Source organism: Streptomyces sp. L-9-10 (assembly GCF_004151105.1).
In the GTDB taxonomy this organism is placed as follows: Bacteria; Actinomycetota; Actinomycetes; order Streptomycetales; family Streptomycetaceae; genus Streptomyces.
This window is the reverse complement of sequence record NZ_PHRF01000172.1, coordinates 1-16,366: the sequence shown is the minus strand read 5'-3', so window position 1 is coordinate 16,366 and position 16,366 is coordinate 1. Positions and strand designations below refer to the sequence as shown.

Genomic DNA, 16,366 nt, shown 5'->3' with positions numbered 1-16,366 from the left:
CCGTTCCGTTAAATGACAGCACGCAATGTAGCGGCTTTTCACGCGGGGCGTGACGGCGTACGGCGGGGGCGGGCTGGGGTGCGCGTACCGGAGAATTGCGATGTTCTTATCGCATGAATACATCGGTTGGTGACATCGCCGGGGAAGTCCGGCCGCTGTCCTGGTCGCGCACCGTCGACCGCGAGATGGTGCATCGCGTCTCCGTGGCGGAGGTGCTGCTCACCGACGTACGTCAGACCGAAAACGGCGATTTCGAAGCCGCCGCCTCCTGGCCCCGCTCTCATCCGACGTTTCCGCGCGACGGCGCCGATCTGCACAGCCCGTTGATGATCGTCGAGACACTGCGTCAGCTCGGGATCTACATTCCGCTGCGGTATTTCGGGGTCTCACCCGCCGCGAGCCTGATCATCACCGATCTGTTCTTCGACCTCGACCCCGCGTCCGAGCCGCGGGCGGCCTCCGGCGCCACCCCCGTCACCTGCCGGGTGCGGGTCGCCCATGTGCGCCACGCCCCGGACGGATCCGCGACCGGGCTGCGGCTCCAGGTCTCCTATCTGGCCGACGGGGCACTCTTCGCGCTGGCCGGCGGGGGTGCGCGGTTCCTCGAACCCGAGCAGTACGGCACCGTACGGGCGGGCCGCGCGGGGACCGCCGCTCCGTCCGTCGCACGCGCGGACGCCCTGGCCCGCCCCGATGCCCGGCGGCTGGGGGTGACCGGCGCGCACGATGTCGTGATCGGGACCGAGGGTGCCACCCTGCTGGTGGACCCCGCGGATATGCGGCATCCCTTCTTCTTCGACCACGCCTCGGATCACGTCCCGGGCATGGTCGTGCTGGAGGCGGCCCGGCAGGCGGCGGCCTTCGAAAGCGGCGGAAGGCTGCTGCGGCCTACCGCCGGTCGGCTGAAAACGGCGCGCTTCATCGAATACAGCCCGGCCGCCCGCGTTCTGTGCGTGCCGCACCACGCGACCTGCGTCTTCCGCTTTCTCCAGGACGGCGAACAGAAGGCCTTTGGAGTCCTCCGCTACCAATAAACAGATTTAGACACTAAATGCAATCGCTTGACTGCCGAGAGTAGTCCTCTCTAGCGTAGCGATCGTTATGTTCCTGGCGGTCGCCGGAACTGGCCTTCTCCATATGGCCGCGCCCGCCAGGGATCGCACCCGTCCGACAACGGGTGACCAACACGCCCGCGGTGTTTCGCACCGTTGCGGCGGCCAGCGCTGCCGCTTTTAGGGCACTCCTGAACGGAAGCACGCGGATGACAGCTCAACGCATCCTTTCCTGGACTCCCTCAGCCATCGTCTTCGACTGCGACGGCACTCTCATGGACACCGAATGCCACTGGCAGGACGCGCGCATTCTGGCGTTGCGCGAGTACGGATTCACCCCCGCTCCCGGCTTCGCGGAGCGGGCCAAAGGGCTCCACTACAGCGAATGCGGGCGCCTGATGGCGGACGAGGCCGGGCGCCCGGACCTCGGCGAGGAGATGACCCACCGGCTGCTCGCGCACTTCGGCGCGCGGGTCGCCGACAACCCCATGACGATGCCCGGCGCACGTCAACTCGTGGAAATGGCAGCGCAGTTCGCGCCGCTCGCCGTCGCCAGCAACTGCCCGCGCGAGGTCGTCGAATCCAGCCTCGACACCGCGGGTCTGCTCGACCTCTTCGGGCACATCGTGGTGCCCGAGGACGAGATGCGGCCCAAGCCGCATCCGGACGTCTATCTCACCGCGGCCAGACTCTGCGGCGCCGACCCGGCCGACACCCTGGCCATCGAGGACTCCCACTGCGGTATCCAGGCCGCGGACCAGGCCGGTATGCGCATCATGGGCGTGGGCCCCTGGCCCGACGCGCGGACCGTCGCACTGGTGGACCTCTGGGTCCGCTCGCTGGACGAGCCGGAAGTCTCCGGCTGGGCCTCCGGGCGCGTACCGCCGCAGTACTCGCGCTGACCGCCGGCCCCGTCGGTCGCCGTGCGGTCCGGCGGGGCAGGAGAGAACAGGAAGCAGCCCTCCCCGGAAAACGGGAAGTCGCCCTCCCCGGAAATCGGCCTACCATGAGTGCCAGAGGACATATCCGTCCAGAAGCTGCCGCACAGGGAGATGGCCATCGGATGGATGAGGATCGTGCCGGCCGTCTCGTGTCGTCGCTGCGGGCCCGCGGGGTGATGGCCCATCTGGCGCACCTGGGGGTCTACCAGTGCGGGGTGCAGATCGTGCTCGCCGAGGGCGGCGAGGCGATCTGGGACATCGACGGGGTGCTCGGGCTGCGGGCCGAGGTGGTGGAGGACGGCGTCCTCGTGGGTTTCGTCCCGCATGTGCGGGGCTCCGAGACCTTCACCGAGGAGCAGCTCGTGGCGACGATCGCCGCGACCCGCTACGACAAGGAGGGCCTGCGCCCTCCGGTGGACACGGGCACGGCACCGGACGGCGGCGCCGGCGTGGACGTCGGCCGCCCGCGACCGTACGGCGGCCGTTTCTCCGGCCCCGCGCTGCCGCGATGGGCCGCCCGCCGTGGACTCAGACTTCCCTGGCGCCTCCGCCGGCCGAGATAGCCCGTACGCGGGTTCGGCTCCCTGCCCGCCCGGATGGGCGTACGTATGTACGGGTACGGCACGGTGTCACGCGGTCGGTGGTTCTTTCCCTGGAATCGCCCCGTGCGCCCCGGCCGTACGGGCATGCTCATGGACATGGCTGAGCTTGGTGAGAACGTGCCCGCGTACCGGACGATCCGGGTGTCAGGACCGGAGGGGCCGGTCGAGGCGGTGGCCGATGTGGAGGCATGGCGGGCGCGGGAGAGCTATCCGGACATCCTCTCGGCGGGCGGGCCGCTCTTCGGCGTGGTGCGCGAACGCGAGGCGGGCGGCTGGGAGCTGGTCTCGTCGTTCTCGGGGCTGGCCCCGCAGGACGGCCGCGACACCATGGGCTCGCAGTTCCGCAGACGGGCCGAGCAGTGCGAGAAGGCCGGTGACCGCGCCGGATACGAGGAGTGCATGCGGGCCGCCGAGCGGATGGAGTGGGAGACCCTCGACGAGCTGACCGTGCTCGGCGTCCGCCACCGGGTCGCCCGCGCGGAGTGCTACGTACGCTCGGGACCCGACGGACCGGAGCCCCCGCGCCCGACCGACCCCGACCCCATGGAGTCCGGCGAGTCGCACAAGGCCCCGGATCCCACCGCCGGGTTCGTCTTCGACCCCGTCATCGCCACCGGTATGTCCCAGGGCATCCTCAAGGTCGAACTGCTCTCGCTGGTACGCAAGTCGGGCACCGTACCCGACGAGATCCGCGACGATTCCCGGATCGCGGCGCGGACGCATCCCGGAGGGGTCCTCCTGCCGGCGACCTTCATGACGGCGGAGAAGGAGTCCGGGCGCTGGCGGCCCGACTCGACCGGGACGTGCACCACACCGCAGGGCGCGCGGGACACCCTCGCCGTCGCGCTGCGCGTCATGATCCCGTGGCAGCTCGGCCTCGAACCGGACCGGCGCGCACCCTACGCGGCCGCGGCGGACCGGCTCGACGCGGAGCGCGGCAATGAAGTGGAGGTGGAGGGGCGGCGGTTCAGGGTGGTACGGATCGAACGCCTGGTCCGTATCGGGCCGGACGGCCCCGAGGGCCCGCGCCCCTCCGACCCCGACCCGCAGCCTCCCGTGATGGTGCAGCACCAGCAGGCCGTCGCGGAGGGGCTGATCTCCGAGGACGACGACGAGGACGCCCCCATCGAACTCGACGAGCACACGCAGCGGCTGGCGGCGCTCTTCAACGAGGAGGAGGCGCGCCGCAAGGAGCTGCTGGCCCAGCGGCGGGAGCGGGGTCGCGACGCCTGACGGGGCGGGGTGCCGGCGGCCGGCGGTCCCGGGGCCAAGTCGCCCTTCAGCAGCGGGCGTTGACATGGCCGGGCTCTCCGGCCGGTACGACGTCCCGGTCCCGCAGGACGACCGACAGCCGGTCGCCCCACTCCCGGCACGCGACGGTGAGGTCCGCCCGCCGGTACTCGATCACCAGCACCCTGTCGTCGAAGGCCTCCGCGTACGCGTCGCACTCCTCGTACCGCGCGCACTCCTCCGCGACCGCGAAGTCGAAGCCGATCTCGTCCCGTACCCCGGTCATCTCCGCCGCGTTCTTCTGGCCGATCGCCAGGCCCGCCCCGTGGGCGCGCCCGGCCAGCAGCCGGGCGAAGGCGGCGGCCTCCGCGCGGTCGAGCAGGCCGTCCGAGCGCAGATACGAGTCCAGGTTGTCCGCCTCGACGGCGTCGAATCCCCGGTCGGCGCAGCCGTCGATCCAGCCGCCGACGATGCCGGCCAGCCGCTCGCGGCGGTCCCCGGTGGAGATGTCCAGCAGCGGTTCCGCCCAGTCCTCGTCGATCACGGTCCCACCGTCCGCGTCGCGGAGCAGCAGGTCGGGATGGTTCTTCCGCCACCACGCCACGGCGTCCGGCTGGGTCTGGTACGCGTTGATGTAGCAGATGTTGTAGATGCCGGGGTCCGGATCCGGGGCCGCCGTACGGTCCCGGATGACCGTCCGCACCCCGTCGGGCGGGTCGTAGGCGCCGCCGAGCTGGTAGTCGAAGGGGTCCTTCGCCCGGGGCGGGCGTACCGCGTGACCGGTGGTGGCGGCGGGGTCCCCGGTCTTCGGGGGAGCGGCGCCGGAGCCGTCCGCCGAGTCGGAGGCGGCGCATCCGGAGAGCGCCAGAGCCAGTGCCAGTGCCGACGCGAGCAGTGGAGCCATGGACGGTCGGGCGGCGGGGGCGGACGGCAAGGCGGTGTCTCGATTCCGGAGCGGTACGGGCCTGAGGACTGCCCCGTCGTCTCTGGTGGGCGGGACAGCCCTCGGCAAGTTTCGCACCGGAGCCGGGGGCTGCCCGCCGCCGGGGCACGCGAGCCCGGCATGATCCGAACGAGAGGCCCTGGCCCCGGCTCACACCGTCAGCAGACTCGTTCTGGCTGCCCGGTCGACGGGCAGGAACGCGTCCGGCACCGGGTACTCGCCCAGGATGAAGCGCAGGACCGAGGCGTGCATCGCCTCGACGGGCGCGATCGTGGCCGCGGTCTCGATCTCCGAGGTGCTGTGCACGCTGTAGGTGGTCATCAGATAGGTCTGCGCGGCCTGTTCCTCCAGCTGCAACGCGAGCGTGGCGGCGTCGGCCGCGCTGGTGGCCCTGGCGAGCGTGGCGGTGATCTCCTTCTGGTCGGAGAGCGGCACATCCGTGAGGGCGGGCTTGCCCGCGCGGGTCAGTACGGTGTTCCACGCCCTGGCGTGTTCGGTGTGCTGCGCCTTCGCCCGGGTGAGGAAGCTCGTCAGCGCGCGCGGTACGGTCCCGAGCCTGCCCGCCCTGGCCGCGTCCAGCGCCGATGTATAGACGCCCACGGCCTGGTTCTCCAGGGCGACCGCCAGCGCGACCGTCCGCAGATCGCCGGGGTAGGCGACCCGGTGCGCGATCACGCTGGCCTGGTCGACGGGCGACCGCGAGGACAGGTCCTTCTCGCCGGAGCAGGCCGCCAGCAGGAGCGTGGCCCCCGCGCCTCCCGCACCCCGCAGGAACCCTCGGCGGCCGGGGCCGCGTGCCCCGGTCTCGTCGGCGGAACCGGCTTGGGGCAGTTCCCTGCCGCCCCCTTCGGGCGCGGCGTTCACCGCGCGGCCCCTTCGGAGTTCGGCGAGGCGTTGCCGGTCGGGTAGAAGGTGTGCGGGAATCCGGCCGTCCCGGCGGCGGCGGGCAGCGCGGCGGCGTCCGTCGGAATCCCGATCAGATCACTGTCGCCCGAGCCGAGCAGCGACTGAACGGTCAGCAGCGTGGCGCAGTGCTGGGCCTCGACCGGGGCGACGGAGGCGAAGAGCCGGCGCAGTCGCGCGGTGCCGGCCCCGCCCACGTTCTTGGTGTACGTCTGCGCGGCCACGTCCTCCAGCGAGAGGGCGAGCGCGATCACGTCCTCGGGGGTCCTGGCGGCCGGCAGCTCCCGCTGGACGACGGCCGCGTATTTCGGGTCGGTCCCGGTCTGCGGCTGCCCGCCCGCCTGGACGGCGGCCGTGTTGAACGCCTTGGCGTGTTCCTCGTGGTGCCGGGTGGTGGTGGCGATGAACTCCTGGAGCGTCGCGTTGCCGTCCTTGATGAACGGCAGCGCGGCGGCGGTGCGGTAGACGCTCACCGCGAGGTTCTCCAAGGACGCCGCGGTCCGCAGCGCCATGATGTCGTCCCGCGTCGTGGGTTCCAGCGGCCGGGTGTCGATGTGCTCCGAGCCCATCACGCCCCCTCTTTCCTCGGCGCCCGCACCACCGCGGGTACGCGCTCTGTCTCCGACACATTCGCGACGCGGGCGCCGCCGAATTGTGGGACATCCCCGACAGTCCGGGCTGTTTCACCTCTTCGGCGCAATACGCGACTGCCCCGTCGCCGTACCCGGCGACGGGGCAGTGCCGGAGCCGGGCTCCGGCCGTGTTTCCGCGTACCGCTACTCCTTGACCGCGCCCGAATTGGCGCCGTTGACGAAGTAGCGCTGGAAGCAGAAGAACAGCGCGGCCACCGGCAGCGTGGAGAGCAGCGCGGCCGCCAGCTTCAGCGGATACTGCGTGCCGCCGCCGAGACCGCCCGAGACGAAGCGGGCCAGACCCGTGGTGAGCGTCTCGTACTGACCGGACTGGGTGGCGACCAGGAAATGCGTGAACTCGTTCCACGATCCCTGGAACGACAGGATCGTCAGCGTGATCAGCGCGGGCCTGGCCATCGGCAGGACGACGGACCAGAAGATCCGGAACACCCCCGCACCGTCGACCCGCGCGGCCTCCTCGACCTCGCGCGGCACCGACTCGAAGAACTGCTTCATGATGAAGATGCCCGCCGCGTCCACCAGCAGCGGCAGGATCATGCCGGTGTACGTGTCGAAGATCCCGAAGGTGTTGAGCACCAGGAACTTCGGGATGAGCAGGGCCACTCCGGGCACCGCCATCACGGCGAGCACGAAGCCGAACAGCACCGAGCGGCCACGGAAGCGCAGCCGCGCCAGCGCGTACCCGGCCATCGAGTCGAACAGCACCCGGCCCGCGGTCACGATCACCGCGACCAGCGCCGAATTGGAGAGCCAGCGCAGGAACGGCACACCGTCCGCCGACTCGCTCAGCCCGAACAGCCGCTGGTAGGCGGCTGTCGTGGGAGTGGTCGGCAGCAGGGAGAGCGGATGCGCCGCCGCGTCCGGGTCCGTCTTGAAACCGGTCACCAACTGGAGGAGGAACGGCAGCAGATAGAGCAGCGCCACCCCCACCACCAGCGCGTACCCCAGCACCCGCAGCGGGACCGGGAACCGTCCGAGGACCGGCGGGCGGGCCGGGTTGCGGGCGGCGCGCCGGAGCCGGGCCCGCTCGACCCGGTCGCGTACGGCCGTAGCACCGGCGCTCATCGCTTCCTCCCCTTACGTGCGCCGCGCTCCCGCAGGGCCCAGCGCTGGAACGCGGTCAGACAGAGGATCAGGGCGAGCAGCACGAACGCGATCGCCGAGCCCTGCCCGAAGTCCGCGTTGTCGAAGCCCGCGGAGTACGACAGGAACGCGGGCGTGAGCGTCGTATTGCCCGGGGCGCCCTGGCCCATCACATACACCTGGTCGAAGACCTGCCAGGTGGAGATCAGTCCCAGGGTGAGCACCAGGAACAGCACGGGACGCAGCGCGGGAAGCGTCACGTACCGCAGCAGCTGACGGCGGTTGACCCCTTCCAGCGCGGCCGACTCCTCCAGCTCCCGGGGGATGTCCTGGAGCGCCGCGAGGAAGATCAGCATGAAGGTGCCGGAGGTCGTCCAGACGGCCAGCAGGATGATCGTGCACATCGCGATCGAGGGGCCGGACAGCCACTCGAACCACGAGAGCCCCATGAAGGAGTGGTCCGCCAGCATCCCGGAGGGCCGTTCGGGATCGACGATCCCGAGGCCGCCCAGGACCAGGGAGAGCACCCCGCGCGGGTCCGCGAACCAGTTCGGTCCCTTCACGCCGATCCACGACAGCAGGGAGTTGACGGCCCCGCTGCCCTGGAAGAGGAAGAGGAAGACCGTGGAGACGGCGATGGAGCTGGTGACCGACGGGAAGAAGAAGGTCGTACGCAGCGCGCCACGCGCCCGCAGCAGCTTCTGGTTGACGATCAGGGCCAGGCCCAGCGCCAGCCCGGTCTGCAGGGGCACCGTCAGCAGGACGTAATAGGCGTTGTTGCGCAGGGCGGTCGCGAAGAGGGTGCGGTCGAGACCGTCCTGCGTGAACAGCGTCCGGTAGTTGTCCAGGCCCACGAAGTCGGCCTCGCCGCTGAACGGGTTGGACTGTCCGTCCCAGTTCAGCAGGCTCACCCACAGCGCCATGAGGATGGGCAGGACCAGGAAGAGTCCGAGGACCAGCACCATGGGGCTGACGAACAGCCAGCCCCAGGTGCCTTCCCGGCGCTGGTCCCCGCGACGGCCCGCGCGCGGGGCGCGGGCACGGGCCGTCGCGGTCGTACCGGTCACGCCGGGCGTGTCAGGTTCGCCCGGTGTGCCGGTCGATCGGTGTGCGCGGGGCGCGCGCACGGTACGGAGGGGCATGGGGCTCAGTTGCCCTTCGCGATCGCCTGTTCGCCGTTGCGCTGGAGGTCGGCGAGGATCTTCTTCGGGTCGGCGGTGCGCAGCGACTGGAGGTCGGTGTTGAACTGGCTCAGCACCTTGTCGAAGCCGGCGATCGTGACCGGGCCCTGCGCGTACGCGCTGCCGTCCACCCAGGCCTTGGCCTGCGGGGTCTTCTCGGCGTACGTCGTGAGCGCGCTCGTCCGCGACGGCATGACACCGAACGCGTCGGCGAAGGCGAGCTGCTGGTCGGCGGAGCTCAGGTGCTTGACGAGGTCGACGCTCGCGGCCTGGTGGGTGCTGTCGGCGGCGACGCCCCAGCAGGTGCTGAAGGCGAGTGTGCCCTCGCCCTTCGGACCCGCGGGCAGCGGGGCGACGGCGTACTTCACGTCCGGGTAGTCGAGCTTCATGCCGCCGTCGAGCCAGTTGCCCTCGATGGTCATCGCGGCCTTGCCCTTGCCGAGCGCCTCGCCGCCCCAGCTGGTGTCCACCTGCTTGGCGAACTTCATCGAGCCCGACTTCAGCATCGACTGGACGAAGGCGAGACCCTCGGCGTTCTCCGGGGTGTCGGCGGTCATCTTCTTCTGGTCCGCGTCGGTGAGCCAGCCGCCCGCCTGCTTCATGAAGACCCCGAGGCGCTGGTACTCGTCGCTGGTCACCAGGCCGGTGACGCCATTGGTGGTGAGCTTGTCCGCGACGCTCTGAAGCTCCTTCCAGGTCTTCGGGTAGTCCTTCTCCGTCAGCCCGGCCTTCTTCCACAGGTCGGAGTTGATGGCGAGACCGAGGGTGGAGGTGTCCTTGGGCACGCAGACCTGCTTGCCCTCGTACGAGAACGACGAGAGCAGCTGCTCGGAGAAGTCCGAGGCGTCGGATATCTGGTCGCCGTACGCGTAGAGCGAGCCGCCCTTGGCGTAGTTCGCGAACTGGTCGGAGTTGACGTAGAAGACGTCCGGCGGCTTGTGCCCGGCGAAGGCCTGCGCCAGCTGCTGGTTCATGTCCTTGGCGACCTCGACGGTCACCGTGTTGCCGGACTTCTTCGCGTACGAGGCGGCCGCGGCCTTCACCGCCTGGGTCTCGGCGTCACCCGAGGTGGCGATGAGGACGGTCAGCTTCTGCTTCTCGGCCTTGTCCTGTGCCTGGTCCTTGCCACTGTCGAAGTTGGACGAGCAGCCGGTGGCGGCCAGGAGCGCCGCGCAGGTGACGAGTGCGGCGGCGGCGGCCGTGCGGGTGACCATGAATTCCTCCAGAAGTAATGGGAACGAGCGACTCAGCAGCCCGGGAAGGGCGTGCTGTGCGGGAATGGCCCGGGAGCGTTCTTCGCCCCGGGCGGTGGCGGCGCGGTCAGCTTCCCGGGGCGGGTGTGCTGTCGCGGACGACAAGGGACGGCTCGAGCAGGACACGCTCGGGCGGGGCACCGGGCTCCGCGATCCGGGCGAGCAGCAGGCGTACGCACTCGTGGCCCGCGGCTTCCAGCGGCTGGGCGACGGTGGACAGGCCGGGGGAGAGCAGGGCCGCGGTGGGAGAGTCGTCGAAGCCGATGACGGCGACGTCCTTGCCCGGCGCGGCGTTCCGTTCGCGCAGCGCCTGGTAGCAGCCCATGGCGAGCATGTCACTGGCGGCGATCACGGCAGTGGCCCCCGTGTCGAGCAGCGGTGCCACGGCGGCCCGCGCCGAGGAGGTGTCGTCGAGGCTCTGCGCGCGCCGGCCGCGTACCGGCAGACCGTGCCGGCGCATGGCGCGCTGCCAGCCCTCGGCCCGGTCGTCACCGACACCGGAGCCGCGCGGCCAGCCGAGGAACGCGATTCTGCGATGCCCCAGGGCCACCAGGTGCTCGACCGCGGCGTCCGTGCCCGAGGCGCCGTCGACATCCGCCCAGTCGCCTATCTGCCGGCCCGACCACATCCGTCCGAAGCCCACGAACGGTATGCCGCGCTTGGCCAGCCAGGTCTGACGGGGGTCGCCGCGGTCGGTGCCGCTGAGCACGAAGCCGTCGACGCTGTGCAGATCGATCAGCTCCTCGTGCCCGTCCAGACTGGCGTTGCCGGGCGGCGAGGCGAACAGCAGGATCCGGTAGCCCGCCTCGTCGGCCGCCTGGGACAGCGCGTGCAGGAAGCGGTCCATCACCGGCGCCGAGTTGCCCGGCGCGGGACGTATGCCGTAGCCGATGAGCTTGCTGGAGCGGGTGCGCAGCGTCTGCGCCGCCCGGTGCGGGCGGTACCCCATCTCGTCGATGGTGCGCTGGACCCGCTCCAACGTCTCGGAGCGCAACAGTTCGGGCGAATTCAGGGCATTTGACACCGTCTGCGGAGAGACCCCGGCACGCCGCGCGACCATGGCCAGGGTCACTGGACCGGCCTTGGGCGAAGGCGCGTTGGGGGAGCGGGGCATGACGGTCTCCGGAACGGTTTGTGCGAAACGACGAGTTGATTGGAGCGTTCAAATGCCATTGTCAACGAGCTGAAGTCGTCGTTAGGGTTCTTGGAACGCTCCAATGACTGAGAGGTTCTGCTCTGTTGTCCACCACTGTCAAGACCCACGACACTATGAACTCCGTCGCAGCGGCGGTCCCCTCGGCCGAGGGCCTCCAGCCGTTCCTGCACGACGCCTGTGTGACGCTGTACGCGCCGAGCTTCGTGATCTCCCACGCGGACGGGCAGATCGGCGGTGGCGCCGAAGGCTTCTACCACGGCGACAGCAGAGCGCTGGCCCGGCTGACCGTCGAGGCCGGCGGGATCGCGATCGCGCCGGTGCGCGGAGCCTTCGACGGTGCGGACCGGGCGGCCTTCCGCGGAGTGCTGCGCGGCCTCGGCGAGGAGACCCCCGACCCGGCGGTCACCCTGCACCGCCGCCGTCGCGTCACCCCCGGACGGCTGGAGGAGACCCTCGAAGTCTCCAACGCGGGAGGGCAGAACGTCCGCCTCCGGCTGATCGTCACCGCCGCCACCGACCTCGCCGCGATGGAGCGCGTCAAGACCGGGCACGCGCTGAGCCCGGTTCCCGCGACCGCCACCGCCGACGGACTCGACTGGTCCAAGGAGGCGTTCGCCGTACGCCTCACCTCCACCCCGGCGCCCGCCGCCGTCGACCCGGCGTCCGGACGGCTGGAGTACGACATCGAGCTGGCGCCCGGAGCGGTCTGGACCGCCGTTCTGCACTGTGACGCCGCTCACGAGGACGGCGACCAGTTCCCCGCCCCCACGGCGGACAGCGTCCCCTGGCGCACCCCGGTGCTGCGCAGCGCCGACCGGCGCTTCGACCACTGGCTCGGCCAGTCGGCCGCCGACCTCGACCGGCTGCGCCTCACCGACCCCGAGGCGCCCGCCGACCAGTTCCTGGCCGCCGGAGCCCCCTGGTTCCTCACGCTGTTCGGCCGCGACTCCCTGTGGGCGGCCCGGATGCTGCTGCCGCTGGGCACCGGACTCGCCGCCGGTACGCTGCGTACGCTCGCGCGCCGCCAGGGCGTCAGGACGGACCAGGACACCGAGGAGCAGCCCGGCAAGATCCTGCACGAGGTGCGCCGCGGGAGCCAGGACTTCAACGAGGGCTTCTCGCTGCCGCCGTCCTACTACGGCACGGTCGACGCCACCCCGCTGTGGATCACGCTGCTGCACGACTCCTGGCGCTGGGGGCTCGCCCCCGACCAGGTCGAACAGCTGCTGCCGCACGCCGAGGCCGCCCTCGCGTGGATGCGTGACCACGGCGACGCCGACGGAGACGGCTTCCTGAAGTACATCGACCACACGGGACGCGGTCTGGCCAACCAGGGCTGGAAGGACTCCGGCGACTCCATCCGGCACCGCGACGGACGCCTCGCCACCTCTCCGATAGCGCTGTGCGAGGTCCAGGCGTACGCGTACGAGGCGGCCCGCGGCGGCGCCGCGCTGCTGCGCGCCTTCGGCCGGCCCGGCGCCGACCAGTGGGAGGAGTGGGCCGAGCGGCTGTCCGACCGGTTCCGCAGCCACTTCTGGGTGGAGGACGAGCGCGGTGCCTACCCGGCCGTCGCCCTCGACCGGGACAAGCGGCCGGTGGACTCGGTCACCTCGGGCTTCGGCCATCTGCTGGGCACGGGCCTGCTCAACCACGAGGAGAGCGCCCTGCTGGCCGCCCGGCTCAGCGCGCCCGACCTCGACTCGGGCCATGGGCTGCGCACCCTGAGCAGCGACTCCGTGGGCTTCAACCCGTACGGCTACCACATCGGTTCCATCTGGCCGCACGACACCGCGATCGCGGTGCACGGGCTGACCAGGGCCGGGTTCCCGGACGCCGCTGCGGGGCTCGCCGCGGGGCTGCTGACCGCCTCCGCGGGCTTCGACGCCCGGCTGCCCGAGCTGTTCGCCGGCCATGGTTCGGCGACCGACCCGGTGCCCTCGCCCTATCCGGCGTCGTGCCGGCCGCAGGCGTGGGCGGCGGCCTCGTCCGTCATGGTCCTCCAGTCCGCGCTGGGGCTCTCGGCCGATGTCCCCGGCGGCACCCTGACCGTCGCGCCCGCGTTCGCCGAGGCGTACCGGCCGCTGAAGGTGGAGGGTCTCGACGTCGCGGGCGGGCGCCTGGACATCTCGGTGGCGGCCGACGGTACGGCGCACATCGAGGCGCCGGCGGGCCTGGAGGTGAAGAGGGAGTCCGTGACGCCCCGTTGATGCCCTGGGTGCGTGGTGTGAGGATGGGACCCCGGCGAGGCGGACTCGCTGTCGTGGGGGCGGGGTCCCGTCGGCGGCTCCGGCCGTGCTCCGGCGGCGTTCCGGTGGTGCGTCGGCGGCGGTTCGGCGGTGCTCCGGTGGTGCGTCGGAGGCTTTCCGGCGGTACTTCGGTGGCGGTTTCCGGTCACGGGCGGCGAAGCCGGTCCGCTTCCGGACCGTGTCGCCGTCGGACCGTGTCGCCGTCGGGCCGTGTCGCTGTTGGGCCGAACGGGTGAGGCGCGGGAGGATGGCCGAATGCAGACACAGTGCACGGGCGGAGTGGTCCGATGAGCCGCTACGGCAGGTACGACGGCTACGACGCCACCGATGAGCAGTGGGAGGGCCTGGCCCAGGTCGTTCCGCTGCGCGGACGCGACGAATGGCCCTCACGGGTCGATCACCGCACCGTCCCCCAGGACTTCACGGCGGAGAACCGGCGCTTCATCGTGCTGCGGGTGCAGGTGTTCGGAGACGCGCGGGAGGTCGCCGACCATCTGATCGCGCGGATTCCGGTGCTGCTGGACCTGACCGGCGCGGAGCCCGATGTGGCCAAACGCATCCTGGACTTCAGCAGCGGAGTCGTCTTCGGGCTCGGCAGCGGGATGCACCGGGTCGACAAGAACGTCTTCCTGCTGGCCCCCATCGGCACGGAGGTCGAGGGGATCGCGGAGGACGTCGTCCCCCGATCGTAGGAAGGTGGCCGAGGCGTAACGGTTCGGCAGCTTTTGGGCCGCATACGGTCCGGCCATGGAAGCAACCCGCGCGCGTCCCACCATCACCGAACTGCGGCTCTCCGCCTTCACCTCGCACCGCGGAGCGGCTTTTCCCCTGGGCCCCATGACCCTGTTCACCGGAGCGAGCGGCAGCGGGAAGTCCACGGCGCTGCGCGCCTACGAGGCGCTCGCCAGGCTCGGCGCCGGCGTACCCCTCGCCGCGGTCTTCCCCGATCCGGTCGCCTGTGTTCCGGAACGGGCCGCGCCCGACGCCCAGGGGCGGCGCGGCTTCCGGATCGGCTGCACCGTCGACGGCCCGGTCGGTCCCGTACGGCTCGATCTCGCCGTCCAGGCCGAGCCCGAACTCCGTATCGTCGGCGAACGGCTGACCGGCCGCGGGCAGACCCTGCTCACCACGGCGCTGCGCGATCCGGGGCGGCCCACGGTCCAGGCGGCCTGGCACACGGCCGGCGCCGTACCGGTGACCCGGGCCCCGCTGCCCGACGACCGGCTGGGCACGGCGCTGCTCCCGCTGCGGGTGGGAGGCCGCACGGCGGGTGAGTCGCTCGTGCTCGCCGCCGCGGAACAGACCGTGCTGGCCCTGCGGTCCGTGTTCGTCTGCGATCCGCAGCCCCAGCTCATGCGGCTTCCGGTGGCCGCCGGAATGGGGCGGCTGCGCCGTGGCTGCGAGAATCTGGCGGCGGTCCTCGACCGGACGCTGGACCGCTCGCGTGACGGCTGCGCCCGCAGGCGGGCCCGGCTGGCCGCGGCGGCGCGGGCCGGATGCGCGGGGCCGGTGACCGAACTCGCCGTCGAGCGGCTCGCCGACGGCACGGTACGCGCGCTGCTCGCCCGTGACGCCTCGGGTGTCAGGGCGGCCACTCCCGTCGGCCGGCTCGGCGAGGGCGAGCTGAGATATCTGGCGCTCGCGCTCGTACTGCTCACCGGTCCTGGCGTACTGGCCGTGGACCAGGCGTCCGAGGTGCCCCTGGCGCTGCGGTCGCTCACCGTCCTCGCGGACGGATTCGACCGGAGCCTGGACCGGCGGCAGGCGGGCGAACTGCTCTCACTGGCCTCTTCGGTCTGCGCGGAGGGGAGGATCGGTCTGGTCGGGGCGGTCGGTGACGCCTCCTGCGCGCGGGGGGCCGCCGGGGTGACGGTGGTAGACCTGGACCCGTGACGGAACTCGATGTAGCGGAAATGCGGCGCAGACTGGCGCGGTTCGCGGCGGCGCGCGACTGGGAGCAGTACCACACCCCCAAGAATCTGGCGGCGGCGCTGAGCGTCGAGGCGTCGGAACTGCTGGAGATCTTCCAGTGGTTGACGCCCGAGCAGTCGGCGCGGGTGATGGAGGATCCGGAGACGGCCCACCGGGTCACGGACGAGGTCGCTGATGTGCTCGCCTATCTGCTCCAGTTCTGCGAGGCGCTGGGGATCGACCCGCTCGCGGCGCTCGCCGCCAAGATGGACCGGAATGAGGTCCGCTTCCCGCCCAAGCGACCGACAGATGCCCGCGATTCGCCCTGATCGTCACTCTACGGAGTGGGCAAGTTATGCACAACGAGCCTGCTGTCCAGAGATTTCCCCATTGCTCTGGCCTTTCCGTCGCCAATCCCTCACTCTGGGTAGTGGAGTTGCGTGGGCAGGATTGTCGTACGAACGGGGGCTGCGGATGGATGCGGAACGGCTCATCGGAGTGAGCCGGCATGCCCTGGCCGGGAGCACGGACGAATGGGATGTCCTCGCCGAGGCGTGGCAGGCGCAGAGCCTCGCCCGGGCGATCGGCGTCCAGTTGGCGCTGAACGGACCGAAGGAGCTGAAGAGCGAGGCGCGGGAGCTGGCCGAGGGGGGCGGGCGCGACTGCGGATTCCCGGACGTACCGGACGCACCGAACGGGCTGGACGGGCCGGAGGGATCGTTCGGGCCGTACGGATCGGAGGGACCGTACGGGCCGGTCGACTGGCCGCCGGACGGCTTCCCGGACCGTCCGGGGCCGCGCATCGGCCGGATACGGGCCGGACAGCTCTCCGGGGTGGCCGACATCCGGGCGGCCCTGACCGGACTCGGCGCACTGCTGGGGGAGGTCGGGATCGCGCTGGTGGCGGTGGCGTGTGCCACGGACGAGGAGGGGCTGTACTGGCAGTGCATCGACGCGATCGACGCGGCCGACGAGTCCAACGACCGCGTGGGCGTGATGCTGCGCCTGCTCGTGGCGCGGGACCGCGCGCGGGAGCGGGAGTGGGCGCGCCAGCGCGAGGAGCGGCAGCTCGGGCTGGAGTGGCAGCGGCAGAGGGAGCGGGAGCGGGGCCGGGAGAGGGAGAAGGAGCGGGATCGGGAGAGCAGGATCGGCGGGGACGGCAGAGGGGAGCCCTGCCCGAAGGTGCAGGATGGAGGGCATGGATCTTCGAAT

15 protein-coding genes and 1 pseudogene are annotated in these 16,366 nt (G+C 71.4%); 9 read left to right on the top strand and 7 right to left on the bottom strand.

What is annotated here, in order from left to right; genetic code table 11:
* Positions 1–113: 113 nt before the first annotated feature.
* From CU044_RS37250 to CU044_RS37235, 4 genes are all read left to right on the top strand, one after another.
* Positions 114–1,034 carry a ScbA/BarX family gamma-butyrolactone biosynthesis protein gene (locus tag CU044_RS37250; protein WP_129773423.1) on the top strand — a complete coding sequence of 307 codons (921 nt, stop codon included), beginning with the start codon at positions 114–116 and terminating at the stop codon, positions 1,032–1,034.
* Positions 1,035–1,261: 227 nt separating this feature from the next.
* Entirely contained in the window at positions 1,262–1,954 is a 693-nt protein-coding gene (locus CU044_RS37245; protein ID WP_129773421.1) for an HAD family phosphatase, read from the top strand.
* 161 nt (positions 1,955–2,115) lie between these two features.
* Positions 2,116–2,556, top strand: coding sequence for a hypothetical protein (locus CU044_RS38950; RefSeq protein ID WP_165372057.1), 441 nt, complete (start codon positions 2,116–2,118; stop codon positions 2,554–2,556).
* Positions 2,557–2,691: 135 nt separating this feature from the next.
* Positions 2,692–3,828 carry a DUF5954 family protein gene (locus CU044_RS37235; RefSeq protein WP_129773419.1) on the top strand — a complete coding sequence of 379 codons (1,137 nt, stop codon included), beginning with the start codon at positions 2,692–2,694 and terminating at the stop codon, positions 3,826–3,828.
* Between the two features lie 46 nt (positions 3,829–3,874).
* On the opposite strand, the gene CU044_RS37230 is transcribed toward CU044_RS37235, so the two are convergent.
* From CU044_RS37230 to CU044_RS37200, 7 genes are all read right to left on the bottom strand, one after another.
* Positions 3,875–4,729, bottom strand: a complete 855-nt coding sequence (locus CU044_RS37230) for an endo alpha-1,4 polygalactosaminidase (RefSeq protein WP_129773417.1) — start codon at positions 4,727–4,729, stop codon at positions 3,875–3,877.
* Positions 4,730–4,918: 189 nt separating this feature from the next.
* Positions 4,919–5,632: a ferritin-like domain-containing protein gene (locus CU044_RS37225; protein ID WP_129773415.1), complete on the bottom strand. Its 714-nt coding sequence runs from the start codon at positions 5,630–5,632 to the stop codon at positions 4,919–4,921.
* On the bottom strand, positions 5,629–6,240 hold the full coding sequence (locus CU044_RS37220; RefSeq protein WP_129773413.1) for a ferritin-like domain-containing protein: 612 nt from the start codon (positions 6,238–6,240) through the stop codon (positions 5,629–5,631). Before CU044_RS37220 ends, CU044_RS37225 begins: the two co-directional genes overlap by 4 nt.
* A 207-nt stretch (positions 6,241–6,447) precedes the next feature.
* Positions 6,448–7,389: a carbohydrate ABC transporter permease gene (locus CU044_RS37215; RefSeq protein WP_240046067.1), complete on the bottom strand. Its 942-nt coding sequence runs from the start codon at positions 7,387–7,389 to the stop codon at positions 6,448–6,450.
* A complete protein-coding gene (locus CU044_RS37210; protein ID WP_240046066.1) occupies positions 7,386–8,474 on the bottom strand; it encodes a sugar ABC transporter permease in 1,089 nt (362 codons plus the stop codon). Before CU044_RS37210 ends, CU044_RS37215 begins: the two co-directional genes overlap by 4 nt.
* An 80-nt stretch (positions 8,475–8,554) precedes the next feature.
* Positions 8,555–9,802 carry an extracellular solute-binding protein gene (locus CU044_RS37205; protein WP_129773409.1) on the bottom strand — a complete coding sequence of 416 codons (1,248 nt, stop codon included), beginning with the start codon at positions 9,800–9,802 and terminating at the stop codon, positions 8,555–8,557.
* A 106-nt stretch (positions 9,803–9,908) separates the two neighbouring features.
* On the bottom strand, positions 9,909–10,955 hold the full coding sequence (locus CU044_RS37200; RefSeq protein ID WP_129773407.1) for a LacI family DNA-binding transcriptional regulator: 1,047 nt from the start codon (positions 10,953–10,955) through the stop codon (positions 9,909–9,911).
* Between the two features lie 155 nt (positions 10,956–11,110).
* Between CU044_RS37200 and CU044_RS37195 the strand changes: the two genes are divergently transcribed.
* From CU044_RS37195 to CU044_RS37175, 5 genes and pseudogenes are all read left to right on the top strand, one after another.
* Positions 11,111–13,204, top strand: a complete 2,094-nt coding sequence (locus CU044_RS37195; protein ID WP_129773405.1) for a glycogen debranching N-terminal domain-containing protein — start codon at positions 11,111–11,113, stop codon at positions 13,202–13,204.
* 326 nt (positions 13,205–13,530) lie between these two features.
* On the top strand, positions 13,531–13,935 hold the full coding sequence (locus tag CU044_RS37190) for a cell division protein SepF (protein ID WP_129773403.1): 405 nt from the start codon (positions 13,531–13,533) through the stop codon (positions 13,933–13,935).
* A gap of 55 nt (positions 13,936–13,990) precedes the next feature.
* Positions 13,991–15,136: an ATP-binding protein gene (locus CU044_RS37185; protein ID WP_129773401.1), complete on the top strand. Its 1,146-nt coding sequence runs from the start codon at positions 13,991–13,993 to the stop codon at positions 15,134–15,136.
* Positions 15,133–15,483, top strand: coding sequence for a nucleotide pyrophosphohydrolase (locus CU044_RS37180; RefSeq protein ID WP_129773399.1), 351 nt, complete (start codon positions 15,133–15,135; stop codon positions 15,481–15,483). Before CU044_RS37185 ends, CU044_RS37180 begins: the two co-directional genes overlap by 4 nt.
* A gap of 145 nt (positions 15,484–15,628) precedes the next feature.
* Positions 15,629–16,177, top strand: a pseudogene (locus CU044_RS37175) (DUF6099 family protein); the annotation flags it as partial.
* Between the last annotated feature and the right edge of the window lie 189 nt (positions 16,178–16,366).